The sequence below is a fragment of the Streptomyces violaceus genome (genome assembly GCF_036014075.1).
Classification (GTDB): Bacteria; Actinomycetota; Actinomycetes; order Streptomycetales; family Streptomycetaceae; genus Streptomyces; species Streptomyces violaceus.
Genome location: NZ_CP107911.1, coordinates 8748111 through 8771862, shown reverse-complemented (window position 1 = coordinate 8771862; position 23752 = coordinate 8748111). Strand labels below are relative to the sequence as shown.

The 23752-nt window shown below is 72.9% G+C and carries 17 protein-coding genes and 1 pseudogene; 9 read left to right on the top strand and 9 right to left on the bottom strand.

All coding sequences use genetic code 11. The annotated features are described in order from the left end of the window. The first annotated feature begins 83 nt into the window (after window positions 1–83). Both OG542_RS39600 and OG542_RS39595 read left to right on the top strand, forming a co-directional pair. Window positions 84–2657: a SpoIIE family protein phosphatase gene (locus tag OG542_RS39600; protein WP_328417565.1), complete on the top strand. Its 2574-nt coding sequence runs from the start codon at window positions 84–86 to the stop codon at window positions 2655–2657. A gap of 457 nt (window positions 2658–3114) precedes the next feature. Further along, window positions 3115–3777: a GAF and ANTAR domain-containing protein gene (locus OG542_RS39595; protein ID WP_408057885.1), complete on the top strand. Its 663-nt coding sequence runs from the start codon at window positions 3115–3117 to the stop codon at window positions 3775–3777. Window positions 3778–3800: 23 nt separating this feature from the next. Here the strand turns inward: OG542_RS39595 and OG542_RS39590 are convergent, their stop codons facing one another. Beyond that, window positions 3801–5933 (bottom strand): SpoIIE family protein phosphatase, encoded by a 2133-nt coding sequence (locus tag OG542_RS39590; RefSeq protein ID WP_328417563.1) that lies wholly within the window; start codon window positions 5931–5933, stop codon window positions 3801–3803. 158 nt (window positions 5934–6091) lie between these two features. Between OG542_RS39590 and OG542_RS39585 the strand changes: the two genes are divergently transcribed. Further along, entirely contained in the window at window positions 6092–6820 is a 729-nt protein-coding gene (locus OG542_RS39585) for an ankyrin repeat domain-containing protein (RefSeq protein ID WP_328417561.1), read from the top strand. A gap of 7 nt (window positions 6821–6827) precedes the next feature. On the opposite strand, the gene OG542_RS39580 is transcribed toward OG542_RS39585, so the two are convergent. Further along, window positions 6828–7010, bottom strand: a complete 183-nt coding sequence (locus OG542_RS39580) for a hypothetical protein (protein WP_328417560.1) — start codon at window positions 7008–7010, stop codon at window positions 6828–6830. A 224-nt stretch (window positions 7011–7234) separates the two neighbouring features. Here OG542_RS39580 and OG542_RS39575 point away from each other — a divergent pair, with 224 nt between their 5' ends. From OG542_RS39575 to OG542_RS39560, 4 genes and pseudogenes are all read left to right on the top strand, one after another. Further along, window positions 7235–8047, top strand: coding sequence for a chitosanase (locus OG542_RS39575; RefSeq protein ID WP_328417558.1), 813 nt, complete (start codon window positions 7235–7237; stop codon window positions 8045–8047). 92 nt (window positions 8048–8139) lie between these two features. Then, window positions 8140–9138 carry a DMT family transporter gene (locus OG542_RS39570; protein WP_328417556.1) on the top strand — a complete coding sequence of 333 codons (999 nt, stop codon included), beginning with the start codon at window positions 8140–8142 and terminating at the stop codon, window positions 9136–9138. 42 nt (window positions 9139–9180) lie between these two features. Continuing rightward, on the top strand, window positions 9181–11442 hold the full coding sequence (locus tag OG542_RS39565) for an MMPL family transporter (protein ID WP_328417554.1): 2262 nt from the start codon (window positions 9181–9183) through the stop codon (window positions 11440–11442). Window positions 11443–11712: 270 nt separating this feature from the next. Further along, window positions 11713–11997: pseudogene (locus OG542_RS39560) on the top strand (PRC-barrel domain-containing protein); the annotation flags it as partial. Window positions 11998–12098: 101 nt separating this feature from the next. Here the strand turns inward: OG542_RS39560 and OG542_RS39555 are convergent. The 5 genes from OG542_RS39555 to OG542_RS39535 form a co-directional block, all read right to left on the bottom strand. Next, entirely contained in the window at window positions 12099–12863 is a 765-nt protein-coding gene (locus tag OG542_RS39555; RefSeq protein ID WP_328417552.1) for a sulfite exporter TauE/SafE family protein, read from the bottom strand. A gap of 217 nt (window positions 12864–13080) precedes the next feature. After that, the gene (locus OG542_RS39550) at window positions 13081–15045 is read right to left on the bottom strand and encodes a DUF1996 domain-containing protein (RefSeq protein ID WP_328418318.1); all 1965 of its coding nucleotides are present in this window, start codon (window positions 15043–15045) and stop codon (window positions 13081–13083) included. 263 nt (window positions 15046–15308) lie between these two features. Further along, a complete protein-coding gene (locus tag OG542_RS39545; RefSeq protein ID WP_328417550.1) occupies window positions 15309–15995 on the bottom strand; it encodes a lytic polysaccharide monooxygenase auxiliary activity family 9 protein in 687 nt (228 codons plus the stop codon). 178 nt (window positions 15996–16173) lie between these two features. After that, the gene (locus OG542_RS39540; RefSeq protein ID WP_328417548.1) at window positions 16174–16806 is read right to left on the bottom strand and encodes a GNAT family N-acetyltransferase; all 633 of its coding nucleotides are present in this window, start codon (window positions 16804–16806) and stop codon (window positions 16174–16176) included. A gap of 119 nt (window positions 16807–16925) precedes the next feature. Next, window positions 16926–17378 carry a flavodoxin family protein gene (locus OG542_RS39535; protein WP_184598862.1) on the bottom strand — a complete coding sequence of 151 codons (453 nt, stop codon included), beginning with the start codon at window positions 17376–17378 and terminating at the stop codon, window positions 16926–16928. Window positions 17379–17473: 95 nt separating this feature from the next. On the opposite strand from OG542_RS39535, the gene OG542_RS39530 reads away from it, so the two are divergent. After that, the gene (locus OG542_RS39530; RefSeq protein ID WP_328418316.1) at window positions 17474–17923 is read left to right on the top strand and encodes an SRPBCC family protein; all 450 of its coding nucleotides are present in this window, start codon (window positions 17474–17476) and stop codon (window positions 17921–17923) included. A gap of 70 nt (window positions 17924–17993) precedes the next feature. Here the strand turns inward: OG542_RS39530 and OG542_RS39525 are convergent, their stop codons facing one another. Both OG542_RS39525 and OG542_RS39520 read right to left on the bottom strand, forming a co-directional pair. Next, window positions 17994–22331: a cation-translocating P-type ATPase gene (locus tag OG542_RS39525; RefSeq protein WP_328417546.1), complete on the bottom strand. Its 4338-nt coding sequence runs from the start codon at window positions 22329–22331 to the stop codon at window positions 17994–17996. Between the two features lie 16 nt (window positions 22332–22347). Further along, complete coding sequence (locus tag OG542_RS39520) at window positions 22348–22932, bottom strand: hypothetical protein (RefSeq protein WP_328417544.1); 585 nt, start codon at window positions 22930–22932, stop codon at window positions 22348–22350. Between the two features lie 438 nt (window positions 22933–23370). On the opposite strand from OG542_RS39520, the gene OG542_RS39515 reads away from it, so the two are divergent. After that, complete coding sequence (locus OG542_RS39515; protein ID WP_328417543.1) at window positions 23371–23556, top strand: hypothetical protein; 186 nt, start codon at window positions 23371–23373, stop codon at window positions 23554–23556. Window positions 23557–23752 lie beyond the last annotated feature (196 nt).

Below are 23752 nucleotides of genomic sequence, written 5' to 3'. Positions count from 1 at the left end.
CTTGCCGCGCCGGAGTGCCGACGATGACACATCCTGATGGGGAGCGATCGGTGTCCGGTGCGTCCGTACCGGGAGGACGCGAGATGGATGAGGCAGCCGCCGTACCGGACGGGCCGCGGTCTCTCGGCGGCCCGGGCCGGGGCGGGGGTGACGGCCGGACCCGGACCGGGGACACCGGCCGGGTCGAGGATGCCCTCACCGCTCCGCTGATCGCGGCCGTGCGGGACCTCGGTGGGTACGGCGGCCTTGTCTACCTGCGCTCCCGCGACCGGCGCTCGCTGGTGCTGGCCCTGGTGACCGGGGTGCCCCGGTCACTGCTCAGGTCGTGGTGGCGGGTGCCCATCAGCGGCGCCCTGCCCATGGCCGAGGCCTACCGGCGCGACGAGACCCTGTGGCTGCCGGACGAGCGCGCCACCATGGTGCGCTTCCCGCACTTCACCGCCGGGCTGCCGTACTCCTTCGGCTCCGCCTACCAGCCCGTCCGGGCCGGCGGGGAAGCCGTGGGCGTGCTGGTCGTGCTGCGCTCGGCCGCCCGGTCGCCGACGGACGCGGAGGCGGTGGATCTCGCGCTGCGCCCCGCCGAGCAGGATCTGGAGGAGCGCCTCGGACGCCTCGCGGTCGGCCCGTCCGGCTCGGGCTCCGGTCCTTACCCGATCGAGTACGACGACGAACCCGTCGGCGTGCGGCTGCCCACGGCCGCCGTCCACCCCGTGCGGGTCGGGCTTCTCGACTGGGACCTGGACAGCGACCGGTGCACGCCGGACGACGAGGCCCTCGCGCTCCTCGGCATCGCCGGAGCGGACTTCGACGGCACCATGGCGGCCGTCGAGGCCCGCGTCAGCCCGGACGACCTGCACGAACTGCGCGCGAGCCGGCAGGACGCGCTGACGCACGGCCGGGTCAGATCCCGTCGCTTCCGGGTCCGGGACGAGGCCGTCGGCGGCGGGAAGACCAGCTACCGGCCCGTCGAGCTGTGGGGCCATCTCGTGCGCGGCGGCTCCGGCTCCGCCCGGATCCTGGTGGGCGCCCTCGTGGACGCGGCAGGCGGGCTCACCGCGGCCGAGGCCGCGGAGCGGCTGCCCGACGGGCTGTTCTCCCTGGACCAGGACGGCCGTGTGACGTACGGCAACCGCCGCTGCGAGGAACTGCTCGGCGCCGGCCGGGAAGAGCTTCTGGGCCGCTACCCGTGGGAGGTGATCACCTGGCTCCGGGATCCCGCGTACGAGGACCGCTACCGGGCGGCGATGCTGTCGCAGGAGCAGGTGTCCTTCCTCGTGCGGCATCCCGCCGGGAACTGGCTGAGCTTCGTGCTGTACCCGGATGTGCACGGGCTGACCGGCCGGGTCCATCCGACCGTCCCGCCCACCGGAGGTGAGGCGGAGCGCGAGGACGGGTCGTCCGCCGGTCCCGTGCCGGGCACCGCGGCCGTGGCGCCGCCGACCGGGCCGGTCGCGGCGGCGCGGGCCGGAGCGCTGTACCACGTGGTGCAGATGGCGAGCGTGCTCACCGAGGCGGTCACCGTGCAGGACGTGTGCCGGGCCGTGTCCGAGCAGTTGCTGCCCGCGTTCGGCGCGCGGGAACTCGCCCTGTACACCGTCCGCGAGGGCCGGATGTACCTGCAGTGGGAGTCGGGGTACCCCGAGGGCTTTCTCACCCAGTTCGAGGGCGTCGCCCTCGACACGCACCTGCCCGGCGTCCATGCGCTGACCACGCGGCTCCCGCTCTTCTTCGAGTCACCCGAGGACCTCTCCGTCGCCTACCCGGGCATCGCCCTGGACCGGATGCACGCCTGGTCGTTCCTGCCGCTGATCGCCTCCGGTCATCCCGTCGGCTCCTGCATCCTCGGCTGGGACGCCCCGCACCGGTTCACCGCCGACGAGCGTTCCGCCCTCACCGCGCTGAGCGGGCTGGCAGCCCAGGCCATGGAGCGGGCACGGCTCTACGACTCGGAGTCCGCCGTCGCCCGCGGCCTCCAGGAGGGGCTGCTGCCGCACCGGCTGCCCGCCGTCGAGGGGCTGCGCACCACCGGCCGCTATCTGCCCGGCACCCAGGGCATGGCCATCGGCGGCGACTGGTACGACGTGATCACGACGGGGCGGGGTGTGGCCCTGGTGATCGGGGACGTCGAGGGCCACAGTGTCGGCGCCGCCGCGGTGATGGGCCAGCTGCGCAGTGCCGTGCACGCCTTCGCCGCGAGCGAGCGGCCGCCGCAGGAGGTCATCACCCACACCAACCGGCTGCTGGCCGAGCTGGAGTCGGACGTCTTCGCCACCTGCTGCTACATCGAACTCGACCCGCGTACCGGGCGCGCACTCGCCGTGCGGGCCGGCCATCCCCCGCCGCTGCTGCGCCACCCCGACGGGCGCGCGGAGCCGCTGGACCTGGTGGGCGGGGTCATGCTGGGTGTGCAGCCCGACTCGGTCTATCCGGTCACCGCGCTCACGCTGGCCCCCGGCAGCGTCCTCGCCCTGTACACCGACGGGCTCGTGGAGCAGCCCGGCAGCGACATCGAGACGGGGATCGAGGAAGTCCGCCGTGCTCTGGCCGGCACCCCGGCGGACTCGGTGGAGCATCTCGCCGACCGGCTGGTGAGGACGGCCCGGCGCGCCCCCGAGCGGCCGGACGACGTGGCCCTGCTGCTGACGGCGTACCGCTGACCGGCCCGGCCGCCGGGTACGGCCCCGGATGCGCCGACGTATTCCGGGGCATCCGGCCGCCGAACTCCGGCATCGTCGCCATGCCAGGCCCGGCGAATTCCGGCACATCCAGGCCCGGTGAACGCCGCCGCATCGGGCCCGGCCGGCTCTGGCACACCCAGACCGACGGACACCACCGCACCCAGCCCGGCCGGCACCGGCACACCCAGCCCCACCACCACCGGCACACCCAGGCCCGGTGAGCGCCGCCGCTTCCGGACCCGGCGGGTTCCGGTGTGGCGCGGGCCGGACCGGCGGGTGGGGGCTGCCCGGGCCTCTCGTCGGTCCCGCCGCCTCGGCATCGCTCGCCCGTCGCTGCGCAGGGCCGCACGGACGGGCGGCGTGGCCCGGAGTACGGTGGTCGGGACCGGTGAGCGAGGCGGTGGTGGCGGTGGAGTGGCAGCGGTACGCCGAGCAGATGGCGCAGCTTGCCCGGGATCTGGTGACCCAGGACTCGGTTCAGGCGACGCTGGACGAGATCGCCGCTTCGGCGGTGAAGCTCGTCGAGGGCTGTGACGCGGCGGGGATCCTGACGGTGTCCAAGGGCCGGGCCGTGACGCTGGCCGTGTGCGGCTACATGGTCGAGGAGTCCGACCGGCTCCAGGGCGAGCTGGGCGAGGGGCCGTGTTTCGACGCCGCCCGCCGTGTGGACGGCGAGCGGCTGTTCCGTATCGCCGACATGACCACGCCGCAGCCGTCCTGGCCGCGGTTCTCCCGGGCGGCCCGCGATCTGGGGATCGGCAGCATGACCGGTGTGCTGCTCTACACCGAGCGGGAGAACTTCGGCGCCCTGAACCTCTACTCGCGCCGCCCGGGGGCCTTCGGCAAGGACATCGAGGCCGCGGGCTGGCTGCTCGCCTCCCATGCCGCCGTGGCACTGGCCACCGCCCGTACCGTCGACCAGCTCGAGCACGCCCTGGAGACCCGGCATGCGGTGGGAGAGGCCATGGGGATCCTCAGGGAACGCCACCAACTGAGCGAGGACGAGGCCTTCGGCGTGCTGCGGCGTATCTCGCAGAACCACAACATCAAGCTGCGCGATGTCGCCCTGCACGTCCGCACGGATACCGACCCGGCCTGACCAGAACGCTGCGGGCAGCGGCCTCAGGCCCGGTCGCCGTCGGAGCGGTACGCGCGCAGCAGGAGTACCGCGATGTCGTCGGTGTGCTGTCCGGTGGGCGTCGCGTGGTGGACGAGCCGGTCGATGATCCGTTCCAGGTCGTGGCCGTCGGCGGCGTCCAGCTGCCCGGCGAGGTCGGACGTGGTCCGGGTGGCGTCCGTGCCGGGGAGTTCGACCAGGCCGTCGGTGTAGAGGGCGAGGGTGGTGCCGGGGAGCAGGGGCGCGGTGGTGACCGGGTAGTGGCCGCCGGTGTCGATGCCCAGCAGCGGGCCGGGCTCGACGTCGAGGACTGCGGCGGCGCGGCTGGTGTGACGCAGCAGCGGCGGCACGTGTCCCGCGCTGGCGAAGGCCACCTGGTGGCGGGCCAGGTCGAGATGGGCGTAGAGGCAGGAGACGAGCAGTTCGGAGTCGAGGTCGGACAGAAGCCGGTTGATCCGGACGAGGACCTGGTCAGGTGCGGCGCCAGCGGTGGCGTGGGCGTGGATGGCGGTGCGCACCTGACCCATGAGAGCGGCGGCGGCGATGCTGTGGCCCTCCACGTCGCCGATGACGGCGGCCGCGGTCGTCTCGTCCAGGCGCAGGAGGTCGAAGAAGTCGCCGCCGACCTCCATGCCGTGGCCGGCGGGCAGATAGCGGGCGGCGACGTCGAGGCCGGACAGGTTCGGCAGGGCCCGAGGCAGCAGGGCGCGCTGCAGTTCGTGGACGAGACGGTGCTTGGTGTCGTAGAGCCGGGCGCGGTCGAGGGCCTGGGCGATCAGACCGGACAGGGAGGTCAGGACGGCGCGTTCATCGGCGGTGAAGGTGTGCGGGTGGTCGTAGGACAGGATGCAGCAGCCCACCGGCCGGCCGGAGATGATCAGCGGCAGGAACGCCCAGGCCTGTTTGCCGCTGATCTGGGGTGCGCCGGGGTAGTTGGCGGCCAGCTCGGCCGGGCCGGCGAAGAAGGCGGGGGTGCCACTGGCGAGGACCTGGCCGGCCGGGGTGAGGTCGGTGTCCAGCGACAGGGCGTCGAGCCGGTCCATGACGTCGGCCGGGTAGCCGTGGTGGCCGGTGATCTTCAGACGTCCGGCCTCGGCGACGGACAGCACGAGGCCCTGGGCGCCGAAGGCGGGCAGGATCTGGTGGGCACTCAGCGCCACGAGGTCGCGCACGGTCACCGCCTCGGCGAGCGCGGCGGCCAGGTGCACCAGTTGGTAGAGGCGTCCCGTCGGTGCCGCCGCGGGGCTGCGCGCGGTGGCGGGCGGTGCAGGGGCCTCGTTCCGCTCTCCGCTCGGGACGACGCGGACGCTGATCCCGCTGGAGTCCGGGTAGAGCTGGAAAGTGAGCCACAGGTCGGGCGGGCGGAGCGCGGTGAACGACACGGGTGTGCGGCTGACGACCGCCGTGCGGTAGTGGTCCTCGTAGACGGGGTCGTCCAGCCAGGGCAGAGACTGCCAGGGCCGGGTGCCGAGCAGCCGGTCGGCGGGGCGGCCGAGCAGTCGGGCCGCGGTGACGGTGGCGAAGGCGATACGGCCCTCCAGGTCGAGGGCGAGGGCGCCTTCGGGGAGGCGTTCGAGGTAGTCGGCGGCTGCCAGACCGGTCTGCACGGGGTGGTGCGCGGCGTCGACGGGGACGATGCGCGGCTGGTCGGGAAGGGCGGGCGGCCCTGCGGCGGCGTCCAGCAGGCGGGCCATGCGGCGGGCGCTGGAGGTGATGTGGCCGCTTTCGCGTGGCGTGATGCGGCGCGGACGCACGGCGGGCCACATCAGCACGATGCCGCCCCAGCGGCGCCGTACGCCGGCCAGCGGAGCGGCGGTCAGGGCGAACGGGTAGGGCAGGACCGCGGCGGCGCGGGGGTAGCGGCGGGCCATCTCCTCCTGGCTCGCGATGCTGACCAGTGCGTCCTCGTAGATCGCGTCGGCGACCGGGACCGGTGCGGTCAGGGGCAGCCGCTGCCAGGGGGCGCTGAACGCGATCGGCAGACCGCACAGCGCGACCAGGCGCAGCACGGGCTCCGCCTCCTCGATCAGGTACAGGCCGCCGATCGAGGCTCCGGTTCCGCGCACGGTGTCGGCCAGGGCCACCCCCAGGGCGTCCAGCGGCCCGGCGCCCCCGGGCGGCGCGTCGCTCGCGGACATGCTGTCCTCCCGCTCTTACCCGGACGCTACGCCTCGCGGGGCCTGCGGGCATGTCGTCGGGCATGACCTCGCGAGTGAGTGCTAAGGGCACGGAGCGTGGTGTGCGGGGGCGTCGTCGTACAGAATCGGAAGCCCTGGACGGCGATCGGGAGGCCGGCTTGCAGACGCTGACATCACAGGATCCGCTGGCCGTCGCCGTCACCGGAGCGATCCGGGCCGGCGATCTGCCCGGACTCGGGCAGTTGCTCGCCGACCATCCCGGTCTGGCCACGGCACGCATCACCGAGCACGGTGAGGACGGCAAGGGCACGCGCAGTCTGCTGCACATCGCGACCGACTGGCCCGGCCACTTCCCCCGCGGGCCCGAGGTGGTCGCCGCCCTGGTCGCCGCGGGGGCCGATCCCGACGCCCGGTTCGGCGGTGCGCACACGGAGACGCCGCTGCACTGGGCCGCCAGCAGCAACGACGTGGCCGTCCTGGACGCGCTCATCGCCGCCGGGGCCGACATCGAGGCCCCCGGGGCAGTGATCGCCGGTGGCACGCCGCTCGCCGACGCCCGCGCGTTCGGCCAGTGGCGTGCCGCGCGCCGGCTGGTCGAGCACGGCGCCCGCACCACCCTCCAGGACGCCGCCACGCTCGGCCTGCTCGACCGGGTGCGGGACTGCGTAGAGGCCGGGGAGCGCCCTTCGCCCGACGAGATCACCAGCGCCTTCTGGGGCGCCTGCCACGGCGGGCATCTGCCCACCGCGCGGTATCTCCACGAGCACGGCGCCGACGCCGGCTGGTGCGGCTACGACGACATGACACCGCTCGACATCGCCCGCGCCCATGACGCCGACGACGTCGTGCGGTGGCTGCGCGACCTGGGCGCGAAGAGCCGCTCGTAGGGTCGCGTCACAGGCAGTAGCGCACGAGCCACTCGTCCTGGTTGTAGGCGGTGCGCGCTGGGTCGGGGGCGCTCGCGGCTCGTTCCTCGACCATCTCCTCCACGCGAACCGGCTCCGGCAGCGCGCCGAAGCGGGCCCGGCGTGCTGCGGCCTCCGCCTCGCTCCCCTGCTGCGACGTCGCGTCGTCCACCGCGATTCCCCTCTCTCGCCGGCCTCCGAGACCGGTCGGCCTCCCTGGGCAAAGAGTTGACGTGCGGGGCGGGCCCTTGGTTCCCGTGGCGGTGCTCAGCCGGCTCGTTCGAGCATACGAACTTCGCATCTGACGGTTCCGGAGACACGCGGACAGTGATAGGAAACCTTCCTATCAGTTCTGCACGGCCAGCTCTCCCCACCCCCACTCTGTCTGGAGGCCCCGTGAGACACCCGACCCCGCGCCGCACCGCTCTGGCGTTGTTCGGCGTCGCCCTCGCCGCCGCTCCGTTCCTGAAGCCGCCGCACGCCACGGCTTCCGTCCGTGCGATCGGGCTCGACGACCCGGCGAAGAAGGAGATCGCCATGCGGCTCGTGTCGAGCGCGGAGAACTCCTCGCTCGACTGGAAGGCGCAGTACCAGTACATCGAGGACATCGGCGACGGCCGCGGTTACACCGCCGGCATCATCGGGTTCTGCTCCGGTACCGGCGACATGCTCGACCTGGTCGAGCTCTACACCGACCGCAAGCCCGGCAACGTCCTCGCGAGGTACCTGCCGGCGCTGCGCGAGGTCGACGGCTCCGACTCGCACGACGGACTCGACCCGGGCTTCCCCGGCGACTGGCGCCGGGCGGCCCGTGACGCCGCGTTCCGGCGGGCGCAGGACGACGAGCGCGACCGGGTGTACTTCGGCCCGGCGGTCCGGCAGGGCAAGGCGGACGGGCTGCGGGTGCTGGGCCAGTTCGCGTACTACGACGCCATCGTCATGCACGGCGACGGCAACGACCCCCTGAGCTTCAGCAACATCCGCAAGCGTGCGCTGCGCACGGCGAACCCGCCGGCGTGGGGCGGTGACGAGGTGTCGTACCTCGACGCCTTCCTGGACGCGCGGGTGTGGGCCATGCGGCAGGAGGAAGCGCACAGCGACACGAGCCGGGTCGACACGGCGCAGCGCGTCTTCCTGCGCAAGCGGAACCTCGACCTCGACCCGCCGCTGGACTGGAAGGTCTACGGCGACAGCTACCACATCGGCTGACCCGGAGGCGGCGGCCCGGGCCGGATTGGTCCACGAAGCCGGGACGGGAGTGGACCTCGAACCGGGCCGCCGCGCTGCCTAGCGTCGCCGCTATGAACGTCACCACCACGCGGGGAGCACTGCTCGCCGCGTTCGCCTGCGTCCTAGTCGGAGCCTCCTTCACGGCCAACAGCGTCCTGGGCGAGTACCCGTACGCGGGCGGCCAGTTCCTGCGCTACGGGCTGGCCTGTCTGCTGCTCCTGCCCCTGGCGGGGGAGGGATCGACCGCCCGGCTGAGGGCGCTGGCGCCTCGTCAGTGGGTCCGTCTCGTCCTGCTCGCCGCGATCGGCATGGTCGGCTTCAACCTGGCCGTCATCGCCGCGGAGCGCACGGCTGAACCGGCGGTTCCCGGCGTGTTCGTGGGCTGTGCGCCGGTGGTCGTCGCCGTGCTCGTGCCCCTCCTGGACGGACGCGGGCCCAAGCGGGCGGTCCTGTACGGGGCGTTGCTCGTGGCCGTCGGTGCCTGCGCCGTCCAGGGCTGGGGGCGCACCGACGGCGCGGGCCTCGCCTTCTCCGTGTGCGCCCTGGCGGGGGAGGTCGGATTCGCCGTGCTCGCCGTACCCGTGCTTCGGCCGCTCGGGCCCCGGTTGCTGTCCGCCACCGTGTGCGCGGTCGCCGCACTGGAGTCGGCGGCGGTCGGAGTGCTGGTCGACGGGGCCGGGTGGCTGCGGCGTCCGGACGCCGCCGAGGCCGCCGCGCTGCTGTGGCAGGCGGTGGTGGTCACCGTGGTCGGATTCGTGTGCTGGTACATGGGCATGCAGCGGATCGGCGCGGAACGCGCCACCCTGTTCTCCGGCCTCATCCCGGTCGCGGCGGCCGGCACCGCACCGCTGGCCGGCACGGGCTCCTACGGCCTGGCGCAGGCGGCGGGCAGCGCGCTGGTCGGCCTGGGCGTCGCCCTGGGGTCCGGGGCGCTGGACGTGGCCTTCCTCGGCGGTCGCCTTGGCCGACGGGCCGCCACGCTCCCCCGGCGGCCACCTGGGGGAACGCCCGCCCGGAGTGGCGAGGAGTCCGCGCGCCAGGAACGCCGGAGTGACACCCCGCGCCTCTAATGGACGGCACCGAACCTCTCGGCCGACACAGGAGTGACGTCCATGCCGCACACCCGCACCGGTGAAGGGGACAGCAAGCCCGCACGTGCGGGTCTGCTGCGGCGGCTGGGCGAGTGGTGCGCACGCCACTTCGGGATCGTCATCGGGGCCTGGCTCGTGGCGCTGGTGGCTCTCCAGGTCGTCAACCATGTCTCAGGAGGGACGTACTCCGACAACTTCACCCTGCCCCAGGCGCAGTCCCAGAAGGGCCTGGACGTACTCGAGCAGCACGATCCACAGGCGGGCGGCTACAGCAGCCAGATCGTGCTGCACGACGACCAGCAGCCCCTGACCGCGCTGAGCTCACAGATGTCCACCACGGTCGCTGACCTGGAGAAGCTCCCGCACGTCCTGTCGGCACAGAACCCGCTGTCCGCCCAGGGCTCGCCCTCGGGGCAGTCGCAGCAGCAGAACGTCGGGCCGTTGTCGGACGACGAGAAGACGGCGTACATCACCGTCCGTTTCGACCAGCAGCCCTCGACTCTCGGCGCCGGCTACCTGAGCGGCGTCGACAATGCCGTACAGCCGCTGCGTTCGGCGGGAGCGGAGGTCGAGTACGGCGGGCCGCTCGGCGAGCTCGCCCGGCCGGAGGCCGACGACCGGGTGAGCGAGCTGATCGGCTTCGGTGTGGCCGTCATCGTGCTGCTGGTCGGATTCGGGAGCGTCATCGCCGCCGGCATTCCGCTGCTCACCGCGCTGATCAGCGTCGTCGGCGGTCTCGCCATCCTCGGGCTGCTGGCCGTCGCGTTCACCTTCGCGACGGTCTCGCCGACCCTGGCCACAATGATCGGCCTCGGGGTCGGTATCGACTACGCCCTGTTCCTGATCACGCGTCACCGGCAGAACCTCATCGACGGTATGGACCCGGTGCGGGCCGCCGGGCAGGCCGCGAGCACCAGCGGCCACGCCGTGCTCGTCTCCGGCTGCACGGTGATCATCGCGCTGGCGGGCCTGTCCGCGTCCGGGGTCTCGTTCATCGCCCTGCTCGGACTCGCCGCCGCCGTCACCGTCGTCTCGGCCGTCATCGGCGCGCTCACCCTGGTCCCGGCCCTGCTCGGCCTCATCGGCCGGCACATCGACCGCTACCGGGTGCGCCGCCCCGTCGCCGAGACCGACGCCGAGACTGGTGAGACGCCGCAGGGCACCTGGCACCGGTACGCGCAGCGGGTGGAGCGCAGGCCGCTGTGGTTCCTGGCGGCCGGTGTCGCCGTGATCGTGGTGCTCGCGATCCCGGTGCTGTCGATCCGGCTCGGCCACATCGGGGACGGCGCCGACCCGACCTCCTTCACCGACCGGCGGGCGTACGACCTGATGAGCGACGCGTTCGGACCCGGGTCCAACGGTCCGCTCACCGTCGTCATCGACCAGACGGACGTACCGGACTCGCAGCGCGACGATCTGGCCTCGCGTGCCCAGACGACGCTCGACTCGGTCGAAGGCGCCGTCGTCGTCACTCCCCTGACGCCCACCCAGGACGGTGACGTCCTGATCGGCACGGTCTACTCGGCCCAGTCCCCGCAGAGCGGGACGACCACGGATCTGACCAACCGCCTCGTCGACGACACGCTGCCGGATGCCGTCCAGGGCACGGACGCCAAGGGTTATGTCACCGGCACGACGGCGGCACAGGTCGACTTCCGCGACATCGTCGCCGCCCGGCTGCCCGTGATCATCGCCGTCGTGGTGGGCGTGGCGTTCCTGATCATCCTGGCCGTGTTCCGGGGCCTGCTCGTCGCCGTCAAGGCCGCCGTCCTGAACGTCCTGTCGATCACCGCGTCGTACGGCGTGGTCGTCGCGGTGTTCCAGTGGGGCTGGGGCGGCCCCGCGCTCGGCGTCAACGGCACGGTGCCCATCGAGAGCTACGTGCCGATGATGATGTTCGCCATCATCTTCGGCCTCAGCATGGACTACGAGATCTTCCTGCTGTCCCGCGTCCACGAGGCGTGGCTGCGCACCGGGGACGCCAAGGCCTCGGTGGCGCACGCCCTGGAGATCACGGCCCGGGTCATCACCTGTGCCGCGCTGATCATGGTGAGCGTGTTCGCGGCGTTCATCATCAGCGACAACATCGTGGTCAAGATGCTCGGGCTGGGGCTGGCTGTCAGCGTGCTCATCGACGCGACCGTCGTACGGCTGCTCATGGTGCCGGCCGTGATGACGCTGCTCGGGCGGCACGCCTGGTGGATGCCGCGGTGGCTGGACCGGGTGGTGCCGCACATCGACGCCGAGGGACCACAGGCGGGGGCGCGTTCGGCGTCTTCCTGAACTTTGCTCCAACTCCCTTGCGGCACCGGCCGCTTGCGGCGGCTCCGCACCTCGACCCGAGCCCCTTAGTCCGAAAAATCCCATTCTTACTATTTTGGCCTAGTCGGTGTGGTTGATCGAGGAGGGTGCGAATGGGCCGGACGCCGGAGCACGAGGTGTCGGCGGCGAGCCCCCGGCACCCGGCCGGCCGCGCCGAAGCGCGGTGGGGGACGGCGTATGCCGTCGCCGCGGGCGGTCCGGTTCCTTATCAACATTTTTGGGAGTTACAGAATGATCACCCGAGAGCAGATTCCCACTGTGCTGGACCACCCGGTCCATGACGCCAGGGGCGACAAGATCGGCGACGCCAGGCACGTCTTCTTCGACGACGTCACCGGCGAGCCCGAGTGGGTCAGCGTACGGACCGGCCTGTTCGGCACCAGCGAGTCCTTCGTGCCCATCCACGACGCGGCCCTCGTCGAGGACCATCTCGAGGTGCCGTACGCCAAGGACAAGGTCAAGGACGCGCCCAACGTCGACATAGACGCCGGCGGCCACCTGTCCGAGCAGGAGGAGACGATGCGCCCGGGGAGGGAGGACCGGCGGTCCTCCCTCCCCGGGCGCCCTGCGTACCCGCCAGGACGAACAGGCCCTCCGTCGGTGTGGAGTTGCCGGGGTCAGTGGAGCACCAGGTGGACGAGGGCGACCGTGCCGACCGACACGATCAGCGTCCGCAGCACGGCCGGGCTGAAGCGGCGGCCCGTTCTGGCTCCGATGAGGCCGCCGAGCGCTGATCCGGCGGCGATGAGCACCACGGCCGTCCAGTCGAAGTGGGCGAAGAACAGGAACAGCACGGCGGCGACGGTGTTGACGACGGCCGCGAGCACGTTCTTCACGGCGTTGAGCCGCTGGAGCGTCTCGTCGAGCAGCATGCCCATCAGGGAGACGTAGATGATGCCCTGCGCGGCGGAGAAGTAGCCGCCGTAGACGCTGGCGAGCGTCAGCCCCGTGAACAGCAACGGACCGCCGTCGGGACGGGCGGGGCCGCCCGTACGGCGCCGGCGGCGCACTCGCTTGGCGATGAGGGGCTGGCAGGCGACCAGGACGAGGGCGAGGCCCACCAGGGCCGGCACGATCCGCTCGAAGGCCGCGGCGGGCAGGGTCAGCAGCAGCACGGCGCCCGCGAGGCCGCCCAGCACGGCACCGATGCCGAGCAGGAGGACGCGCCGTCCCTGGCCTCGGAGTTCCTCGCGATAGCCGATGACCGCGCTGATCGAGCCGGGAACCAGCCCGAGCCCGTTGGACACGGTCGCCGTGACCGGAGGCAGGCCGGTGGCGAGCAGCACCGGGAAGGTGATCAGCGTTCCGGAGCCGACGACGGCGTTGACCGCACCGGCACCGGTGCCTGCGGCGAACACGGCCGCCATCTCCCAGGGGGTCACGCCGCGACTCCGCCGCCGGTACCGCGTGCAGCGTTCCAGGTGATGTTCATGGGGTCACGCTAGAGGGTGAGCGCTTCGGGGTTCGCCGAAGGGTGCCAAGCGCCGGAGGCCGGGCCGGTCGGATACGTATCGCCCTGGCACGGACGCGAGAGAACGGCGGCGGGATCCGAGGAGGCATCCCGCCGCCGTTTTCGGGGCACGTCAGGGCGTTGCCGTGTCAGCTGCGCCTGGCGCGGCGGAGGACCACGAAGCCCGCGAGGACGAGTACGGCGCCCGCCGCGGCCGGCCAGAGCTGGGCGCCGGTGTCGGCCAGGTTGCCGCTGCCGACCGCCTGGGGCTCGGTCCGGGGCGGGGCCGCCGGGGTTGCCGCGGCGCTGGTCGCCGTGCCGACGGCCTGGGACTGGCCGAGGCCGTCCGAGTCCTCGCCGGTGCCGTCCCTCGAGCCGCCCTGGTCACCGGACTTCGCCGAGGGCGTCGCGTACACCTCGGCTTCGTCGGCGGGCGAGTCGCTCGGCTCCGGTTCGGGGGCCGGCTTGTCCGTCGCCGGCGGGTTGGAGGCCTCGTCCTTACCGTCATTACCGGTGTCGCCGGGCTTGCCGCCCGCATTGCCGTCCTTCGGGGCGTCCGGCGTGCGGGTGGGCTGCTCCTGCGGAGCTCCGGGGGTCTTCGTCGGCTCCTGACTCGGCTCCTCGCCCGCCCCTGGCTCCTGACTCGGCTTCTCGCCCGGCTCGGCTTCCGCTCCGGCCCCGCACTTCCGGCCGTCGTTGATGCAGTCGACCATCTCCCCCATCAGGTCCTCGTCGAAGACGTTGATGAAGTCGCCGTGGTCCGTGACCGGCTTGTGGAGCTGCTCGGGGAAGGAGTCCACCGCGAACAGCGGTGTCGTACGGCCGCCGTCCTTCAGGCTCGGCGCGTCGACGTCGTAGACGATGCGCTGGACCAGCTGCGGAATCGGCCGGAAGCCGGACGGGCACGCGCCGGAGGCGTCGGCGAACGCCACGTGGGTGCGGTGGTTGGCGCTGTCGATGTTGCGGCCGTCCCAGCAGCTCTGGAACTTGAAGGAGCGCACGACGTCGCTGCCCTTCGGGCACAGCGGGTACTTGTCCTTCAGCTGCCGGTCCTCGAAGCCGGTGCAGCTCCAGGAGGCGTTGGCATTGGCCGTGCCGTTGACGAACGCCTTGGCGTCGCCGGTGATGATGCGCAACAGCCGCGGCATGGCGGTGACCTTGTCGCGCGGGTTCCCCACGAAGTCGAGCGTGACCTGCTTCGGCGTGACGATCGCGCCGGCGTTGCCCTCGATGCCGCCGCCGGGCGAGTTGGCGTCCTGCTCCTGGGTGCCGTTCTGCACGCGCAGGACGGGCCAGTAGTAGGAGGACTTGTCGCCCTGGTCGTCGCAGCTGGTACCGGCGTTCGCGAGGTCCTGGTCGCTGGCGAAGGCGTTGTTGGCCTGGTTGCCGACGTAGTCGTGGAAGTGGTGGGCGCCGTTGGTGACACCCGGGGCGGCGATGATGTTGTCGGAGTTGAACAGGCCGTTCTCGTTCACGCCGCAACTGGTGGCGAAGGTGCCGCGGGAGGCGTTGCCCTGCTGGCGGGGGCTGTTCACGTTGGGCTGGACGCTGGTGATGTCCGCGAAGTCGGCGGCGACCGGTCCGTTGCCCGCCTGTCCGCCGTTGTTGCCCTGGCCCTGACCCTGGCCGTTCCCTTGCTCCTGGCCGCCCTGGTCCTGCTCCTGACCGGGCTGCTCTTCGCCGCCGCCGTCCTGGCCCTCGCCCTGCTCGGGAGCCTGGTTGCCGGAATCCCGGACGGTGCAGGCCGCGAGGGCGTCCAGTCCCTCGGGGCGGTCGCCCACCCGGTCGATGGCGATGGCGATGCGCTCGAGGGTCGCGCCCCGCTTCTCCTTCAGCGGGTTCATGATCGCGTTGTCGGCGAAGCCGGAATCCTGCTGTATCTGTTGTGCCGATTCGCTCAGCCGCTGGTAGGCCTTGGCGATCTGCTCGTCCAGGAGGGCGAGTTCCTTGTCGACCTCCGCCCGCGCCTGCTCGGGGACCGAGGTCAGCCGGCTGCCGACGTCCGGGCAGTCGATCGTGGCGCCCGCGGTCCGCACCCCCGTACCGGACCGCGTCTGGGCGGGCTCACCACCCGACCCGCCGTCCGTGGCCGAGGCGTAGACGTTCGCCGCCATCAGGCCGCCTCCGCCCAGCATCAGCGCGACTGCGGCGAAGGTCGCGCGCCGTGGGCCTGTAGGGCGTCTTCGCGTGTTGCGTGCCAAGGGTGCTCTCCTGCGCTTGAGGCGTGCCGGGCATGAAAATCCCCTCGCCCCATACGTGCGGGAGCACCGGAGCGTTCAGCCGCCCCGGAAATTCTTCGAGAACTCTCAGAGAGTCTGCACAGCCGTACCCCGCCGGACTCGCCCGTCCGGCGGGGTACGGCAGCCGAAGCGGCAGGTCAGCGGAAGTTCACGTCGCTGCACAGGAAGTAGGTCTGGTCCATGTGCGACGCCTGCCAGATCGTGTAGACGACGTGCCGGCCGCTCAGCCCCGAAGTGCTCACCGGGATCTCGTAGTTCTGGCTGGGCCCGTACTTGCCGGTGCGGGTGACGAGCCGGAGGTCGTTCCAGGTCAGCGGCTGGGTGGTGGGGTCGAAGCCCTGCCGCGTGACATACACCAGGAAGTAGTCGGCGCCGTGGCTGGCCTGGTCGTACAGCTTCACGGTGAAGTTGTTGCCGATGTCTGTCGTCTTCCAGGCACCGACCGTGTCAAGGGAGTTGTACCGGCCGCCCTCGGTACGGCCGCCGCTGCACAGCTGGCCGTTGGGCACCACGGCCTGGAAGTTGCCGCCGGAGCCGTTGCGGTACAGGCCGTTCCAGTTCCACATGGCGTTCGCGTTGTTCTGCCACGCCTGCCAGCACATGGGGTCCTGCTGGGCCATGGCGGGGTTGAGGTGGTCGTTCCCCCAGCGCAGCCAGCAGCCGTAGTTGCGGGACGCCGGGTCGACGACCGAGCCGTGGGCGACGGCGGTGCCGCTCCACGGGATCAGGCTGAGCAGCGCGGCGACCAGCACGCTCAGGGCGAGCGTCAGACGGGACCTGACCGAACGAGAGCTGCCCCTATGGACATGACCATGACAATCCATGATCTCCTTCTTTCGGTGTGGGGGTTGCGGTGCTTGCGGTGTGCCTTGCGTGGGGAGCGAGGAAGGCGTGGGAGCGCTCCCGCACCCTCCACGCTGCGCCCGATGGCACGGGTCGGCAACGCACCATTGCGCCACTTCCGTGTCTCGTGGCGCGTTCGATGCGGTCGACGGACGGCTGTCAGAGCCGGTCGAGTTCCCTCGTGGTGCGTCCGAGGTAGGTGGCCGAGCCGGGTTCCGGAACGTCGATCTCGTGGAACCCCATACGGTCGTAGAAGGCTCTGGCCTCGGTGTTGGCGGTCGCCATGGCCAGGTGGACGGCCGGGACTCCCCTGTCCTGGAGGGCCCCTAGGAGCGTCCGCATCAGACGGCGTCCGTGGCCCCGGCCCTGCCAGTCGGGCAGCAGGTCGATGTGCAGATGCGCGGGATACGCGGCCAGTTCGGGCAGCACCATCCGTTCCGGGTGGTGCAGCAGGCGGGCCATCGCCTCGTCCGCGGTGCGCGGCGGCTCGGGCGGTTCCGGGTAGCGGCCGGCGACCAGCGGCAGCCACGTGGTGCGGAACTCCTCGGCGAAGCGCGGGGTGTCGGCGGCGCCGAGGATGTAGCCGACCGCGCGCCCCTGGCCGTCGTCCAGCACGAAGGCCAGTTCCGGCTCCAGACGGACGTAGGGAGCCGCGAAGGTCACGGGGAAGATGCCCGGGTCCGCGTAGTGGGGGCGGCTGTCCTGGCCGGCGTGCGCGGTGCGGATGCAGATGTCGTCGAGGGCCGGGCGGTCCTCGGGGCGGTAGGGGCGGATGGCGGGGGACGTGGTCATGGCGGCATCGTGCACCGTGTGGGAGCGCTCCCTCAACCCGCTGTGCCGTACTCCCGGAAGCGCGGCACCCGGGCGTGGGACGAGGAGGACCGGCGCCGGGTGGAAGTCACCTGAGCTGTTCAGCCCATGAGTCCGGCGGCCACCGTCGCGCCCAGTTCCCAGCACCTCTCGATGTCGCCCTTGTCCGGCTCGCCGGTCACGGTCACGGCCTCGGCGGTGCGGCGCCAGCCGAGGCCCGTGGTGATGGACTCGATGCCCCGCACCGCTCCGGTCACGTCGTTCCCGCCGTGCACGTAATAGCCGAAGGGGCGGCCGCGCGTCGCGTCCAGGCACGGGTAGTAGACCTGGTCGAAGAAGTGTTTGAGGGCGCCGGACATGTAGCCGAGGTTCGCGGGGGTGCCGAGGAGGCAGCCGTCGGCCGCGAGGACGTCGGAGGCGGTGGCGGACAGCGCGGGCAGGCGCACGACCGTGACGTTCTCGATCTCGGGGTCCGTCGCTCCGGAGACGACGGCTTCGAACATCGCCTGGCAGTTGGGCGAGGGCGTGTGATGGACGATCAGCAAGGTGGCCACGGCATCCGACCTTACAAGTCGTGACGAGCATGAGTGTCCTGCGCGAGATCTGGTACCCGTCCGTCGCTCTCCGTACGAGAAAGGGAGGTACCGCCTTGTCACAGGTAGAGGAATCCATCGAGGTCCGCGTCCCGGTGCACACGGCCTACAACCAGTGGACCCAGTTCGAGGACTTTCCCCAGTTCATGGACGGCGTCGAGCGCATCGAGCAGCGCACCGACAGGCTGACGCACTGGGTCACGAAGGTCGGCGGCGAGGAGCGGGTGTTCGATGCGGAGATCACCGAGCAGGTTCCCGACGAGCGCGTCGCCTGGACGACCGTGAGCGGCGAGGCCAGGCAGGCCGGTGTGGTGACCTTCCACCGGATCCAGGACGACACGACCAAGGTCATGCTGCAGATGGAGTTCGACCCCAGTGGCGTGGCCGAGACCGTGGGCGACAAGCTCGGGTTCGTCAAGCGGCAGGTCTCCGGTGACCTGCGGCGGTTCAAGCAGTTCATGGAGGCCCGTGGGTCGGAGACGGGCGCCTGGCGCGGCGCGGTCTGAGCCGGCGAGGGATGGCGGCCACCACCACTGCACGTGGTGGTGGCCGCCATCCCTCGTGCGTGGCCGCCCGCTACGCCACCACCGGCCGGGCGATCCCGCTCCGCAGCAGTTCCCGGGCCTGCTGGGTCAGGTCGCCCAGGCGCAGGGCGAGGCGTGTCATGGCCTCGTAGAGGAGGTGGACGGCCCGGAGGTGTTCCAGGCGCGGGGCCAGGGCCGAGAGGGCGATCGCCGCCGCCACGCCCGCCCAGGCCGCCGGGCCGAGCGGGGTGCAGCCGAAGAAGTGGCTGACGCCGGGGGTCTGAACGAGTGCGGCGAGTACGGCGGCCGAGCCGAGCGCCGTCACCCACACCAGCGGGCTGTGGCGGCGGCCGGAGAGGGTCTGCACGAGCTGGGCGCCGACCACGCCGCACAGGGCCATGGTGGTGGACCGGCGTTCGGTGCCCGGGGTGAGGCGGCCGATGAGGTACGCCGTGACCGCGCCGAGGCAGGTGGTGATGCCCCGGCGCCGGATGGAGCGCAGAAGCGGGGCGCCGAGCACGTTGAGGCTCATCGGGCCGGCCGCGGCGTGCTCCGCCGTCGAGGGGTCGTCGCTCGGCGTGACCGCCACCGCCATGGCCGGGAACATGTCGGTGAGCAGGTTGACCAGCAGCAGCTGACGTGTCGACAGGGGTGAGGCGCCGGCCAGCAGGGTGCCGAGGACGCTGAAGCCGACCTCGCCGGCGTTGCCGCCGATGAGGATGCTCACCGCGTCGGCGACGCTGCGCCACAGGGCTCGGCCTTCGGCGACCGCGTCGACGAGGACGGACAGGTCGCCGGTGGTGAGCACGAGGTCGGCGGCGTTGCGGGCGGCCGCGGAGCCGCGGGACTCGACGCCGACCCCGACGTCGGCGGCGCGGATGGCGGCGGCGTCGTTGGCGCCGTCGCCGGCCATCGCCACGACGCGACCGGCCTGTTGGAGGGCCTCGACGACGTGCAGCTTCTGCTCGGGTGCGACCCGGGCGATGACGCCCGCGCCGCGCAGGACCCGGACGCGTTCGCGGCGTTCCATGGCGACGAGTTCGTCGCCTGTGACCGCCTCGGTCTCCTCAGGCCAGCCCAGTTGCAGGGCGATGGCACGTGCGGTCTCGGGGTGGTCGCCGGTGAGCATGACGGGCAGGATGCCGGAGCGGCGCAGTTCCGCGAGCAGGGCGTGCGAGGTGTCGCGCGGGACGTCGGCGAGGGCGACGAAGCCGCTGAACTCCAGGTCCGCGAGCGGCGCTTCGAGTTCGGCGTCGGCGTCGGCGGCCCGGCAGGCGCGCCGGGCGACGGCGAGGACGCGCAGACCCTGTCCCGCCAGCTCGTGGGCGGTGTCGGTCGCGTGGCCGGGGAGGTCGCGGCAGGCGGGCAGGATCGTCTCCGGGGCGCCCTTGACGACGAGGAGTTCACCGAAGTCCGGGTCGCCGTCGCGGCCGACCGCAGCGGCGTAGCCCCGCCGCGCCTCGAAGGGCAGCTCGCCGGTCGGGTTCCAGCCCTCGTCGGGCGGGGCGACGTCGAGGACTGCCTCGTCGGTGGCGTGCGCGACACGGCGTCCCTGTCCCGTCTCCTCCGGCGGGCAGGCGCGTGCGGCCAGGCGTACGACCGGCAGGGCTTGTTCGGTGCCGGTCTCGTGGACGGTGCCGTCGGCGGTGGCGACGCGGACCAGGCGCAGTCTGTTCTCGGTGAGGGTGCCGGTCTTGTCGAAGCAGACGGTGTCGACCCGGCCGAGGGCTTCCAGGGTGCGCGGGGTGCGGACCAGGACACCGCGCCGGGAGAGCCTGCGGGCGGCCGCCATCTGCGCGACCGTGGCGACGAGCGGGAGGCCCTCCGGGACGGCGGCGACGGCGACCGCGACACCGCCGCTGACGGCGCGTCGTACGGGGCTGCCGCGCAGCAGGGACAGTCCGGTCACGGCGGCGCCACCCGTGAAGGTCACCGGCAGTGCCTTGCGGGTGAGTTCCTGCAGCCGGGCCTGGACGCCGGCGGGCGGCGGGGTACGGGCGGCGAGGGTGACGGCGCGGCCCGCCTCGGTCTGGTCGCCGGTGTCCACGACGAGCGCGGTGGCGCGTCCGGCCACGACGGTCGTGCCCTCGAACACCATGCAGGTGCGCTGGGCCACCGGCAGTCCGGGCGTGGCCTCGACGGCCTTGGCCACCGGCAGGGACTCGCCGGTGAGTGCCGACTCGTCGACCTCGAGACCGTCGACCTCCAGCAGCCGCGCGTCGGCGGGTACGACGTCGCCGGCGCCGAGGCTGATCTCGTCGCCGGGCCGCAGCCGGGCGGCGTCGACGGTGACGGTGCGCCGGTGGCTGTCCTGCTTGCGGGCCTTGGGCTGCTGCCGGGCGGCGAGCCGGGCCAGTGCCTGTTCGGCGCGCAGCCGCTGGAGGCCGCCCGTCACGGCGTTGAGGTCCATGGCGCCCACGACGAGCATGGCATCGACGAGCGAGCCGAGCAGCGCGGAGGCGACGGCGCCCGTGGCCAGGACCGGAGTGAGCGGATCGTCGAGTTCGCGGCGAACGGCACCGGCCGCCTGCCATGTCCAGCGGGCGGGCGTCACGGCCGGGTGGCGGATCAGGCGACCGGCCTGCTGTCTCGAGCGGTCGGCGAGCAGGGCGAGTCCGCGGGGCTCGTCGTCGCGCCCGGCGCGTCGCAGCCGGTCGCGGGCCTCGTGGGGTTCCAGGGCGTGCCAGGGGATGTGCAGGCGTGGCGGGGGCGGGGTGGCCCGGGCCACTTGGGCGGCGGCGAACCAGCCGGTGAGCAGGGCGCTGGCGGCGGCGATGTTGACGGGGGCGTGCCGGGTGAGGGGCCACATACCGAGTCGGCCCAGGCGCTGTCCGCCGCGGGCGACCAGGAGCCCCGACAGGGCGGCGCCCGCGCGGGCCAGTGTCTGCGACCGGCGTCCGACGCGCCGGGCCGCGGGGATCGCCGTCAGCAGCCGCCAGACGTCGGCGAGGCCGCCCGGGGCCAGCGCGTCGACGCCCCAGGAGACGGCGGCCCGTCCGTCGGTGAGGGCGATGGCCACGTCTCCGGCGGGCAGCCCGGCCGCGACATGGCCGTCTCCGGACTCGGTCAGGCGGGCCACGGTCACCACGACGTGCCCGTCCTTCTGCAGGGCCCGTACGACGTCTCCGAACGGTTTGGCGCTCGGGGCGACCTCGTCGGCGAGGCGGGTGATGTCCTTCAGGTCGGAGCCGCCCGCGATCACGACGTGGAGTCCGGCCCTGCGGGCGGCGTCGAGGACGGCCTCGGCGAAGGGGTGCACCGGGTCGTCGGGCAGCCCGTCGGAGTCGCCTTCGGTGTCCTCCCCCTGGCTGCGCAGGGCGTCGGCGTGCAGAACGAGGGCGTCGGCGATCTCCAGCTGCCGCAGGCGCTCCCCGTTGCGCAGGAGGATCCCGGCGTGGGCGAGGAACGTGCCGAGGGTCGCACCGAAGGCGGCCGGTCCGTACCGGGCCGCCTTCGGGGATCCTGCGAGGACCGCTTCGGCCGCGTCGCTCGCGCTGTGCGTGACGAGGAGGGTGGCGGCGGCGCCGGCGAGGCTGCCGGTGCTGGCGTGGGAGGCGTACTCCGCGGCGGGCGTCACCTTGAGCGGCGGCCGGGTGTCCGGTGGGCAGGGCAGGCTGGTGCGGTGGCCGTGGCAGATGTCGTCGTGCAGTGCCTCGAAGGCCGCGGCCCTGGCCACGGCCTCGGTCAGCTGGGTGCCGCGCAGGACGCCGTCGAGCACGAGCGCCAGCGGGGTCTGGCCGACGCTGTGTGCGGCGGCGTTGGCGGCGGCGAGGACGAGTTCCATGCCGGACGTGCCGAATCGCTCCTTCAGCAGGGCCCTGAAGCGGGGGTTCTCGCGCAGCAGGGTGACGGTCGCGGTGATGATGCGGGAGGTGGGCGGCAGGCGCAGGGACCGGCCGGCGAAGGCGCCGACCGCGCCGGCGGCGTCCAGCAGGATCGCCGCCGCGGTGACGCGCACCTCGGCGGGGTCTCCGGGGTGACTGGTGTCCCGGGCGTTCGGGTCGGCGCCCTCGTCCAGGCCGAGGCGGGCGGCGAGTGCGGTGGCCCGCTCGGTGACTCGGTCGGTGACGGCGTCCTCGGCCACGGTGATCACCAGGCGGGACAGTCCCTCGTCCCAGTAGGCCGTGAGCACGTCCGGGTGGTCGAGGAGTTCCTCGGACATCGTGCGGGCGAGCGCGCCTGCGTCGCCCTCGGCGCGCCGCAGGGCGAGGTGGACGCGGGGCCCGGCCTTCCAGTGCTGTCCGCCGGTCAGGGCGTTGCGCGCGACGTTGCGCACGCGCCGTGTGGTGTCGTAGACGGACGTCACGCCCTGGGCGGTGCCGCGGGCGGCTCCTGCGGCCGCCCCGGCCACGGCCCCGACGAGCGGGGCGACGTCGAAGCGTGTGAGCATCTCCTGCTGTCCCGACTCAGCCGGTGGGCCGGCTGTCGTGTCCTTGCCGGTCGGCCTGTTCCCGGTCCGGCTCCTCGGCGTGTGCGTCGTGGTGCGCGGTGGCCTCGGCGACCTGCTTCAGCGCCGAGGCGGTGGCGGTGTCACCCACCTTGGCGGGCTGTTCGTGGACGTGCTGTTCGGGTGGGTCGTGCCGGTAGTGGGACGCGGCCAGTCTGCCGCCGGGGCCGTACGCGGAGGTGTCCTGATCGTCCGGCGTGTCCTGGGCGCCGGTGCCCTTGGGGCGTTCACCGGTCCGGGCGGTCCGCGTGCCGCCGTTCGGTGACGCGCCGTCGGGCTCCTGTCCGGGCCGGGGCCGCGTCAGCCAGGCGACGGCGGCGCCGGTCAGCGCCACCGGCCACTCCACCACACCGGCCACACCGAGCACACCGGCACCGGCGTAGACGGCCATCCGGCGGCCGCGCGGCGACACCGCGCCGACCTTGTCCAGGGCTCCTCCTGCCACCTTGCCCACCTGCTCCGCACCCGGCAGATGCCGGAGGCCCGAGGCGACGGCCCGCAACGGCTGCGGAAGATCAGACGAACGTGATGTCTCCTGGGTCATGTCGACCTCCACAGGCGCGTTGTCCAGCGACTTCAGCGACTTCAACCGGTTTCCCAGCTCTTTGCCCCATATTCCGCCTTCGGCATGGTTGGCGCTTGTCTTGTTCGGCCGAGGCTCGAGCGCTCGAGGAGGAGGAGGGCACGGCTGCCCGGCACCTCGGCGCACAGCACGATGTACGGCTCGCCGGCACGCGGGAGCATGGTCTGCGGACGTCCTCCCGTACCGGCCCCTCATCTGCCCGAGGAGACTCGTCATGCCCGAAATGCCGAGGACGCGCGTGTCGCGCCGTGCCGTGGTGGCCGCCGTGGCCCTGCCGGCCACCACCATCGGGACGACGGCGGCCGCGCGGAAACCGCCGCCCGCCGCGGACCTGCGCGCCGATGTGAACCAGGACGGCCGCGTGGACGCCGGGGGCCGTCCGACGAGGCGGGCGAGGAGGTGTGGCGGCCGGGGCGTGGCGCTGTCTTCCTCGCGAACCTCGACGACGACGCGCGGCGCTGCCGGATGCGCCCCGGCGATCTGGACCGTGTCGATCCGGCCGTGGACGAGCGGCTGGCGGCCTGCCATGACGCGGCCGACACCCGGGCGGCCGGTGACCGGCCGAGCGGGGGCGCCCGCCTGTGACCTGGGCGGGCGGGGCGCCCGTCGTCTCACGGGACGCGCCGGGAGGCGGGTAACAGGGCACCCGAGGCCCTCGGCGGTGGGCCCTGGGGTATTGCCGCCGGTGACGCCGCCCGGCGGGCAGCGGGAGGCGGGGACGGCGCCCCCGGCCACTAGGCCGGTACGCCGCGGGCCCCGGCCCGGGACCAGGCCATGCGAG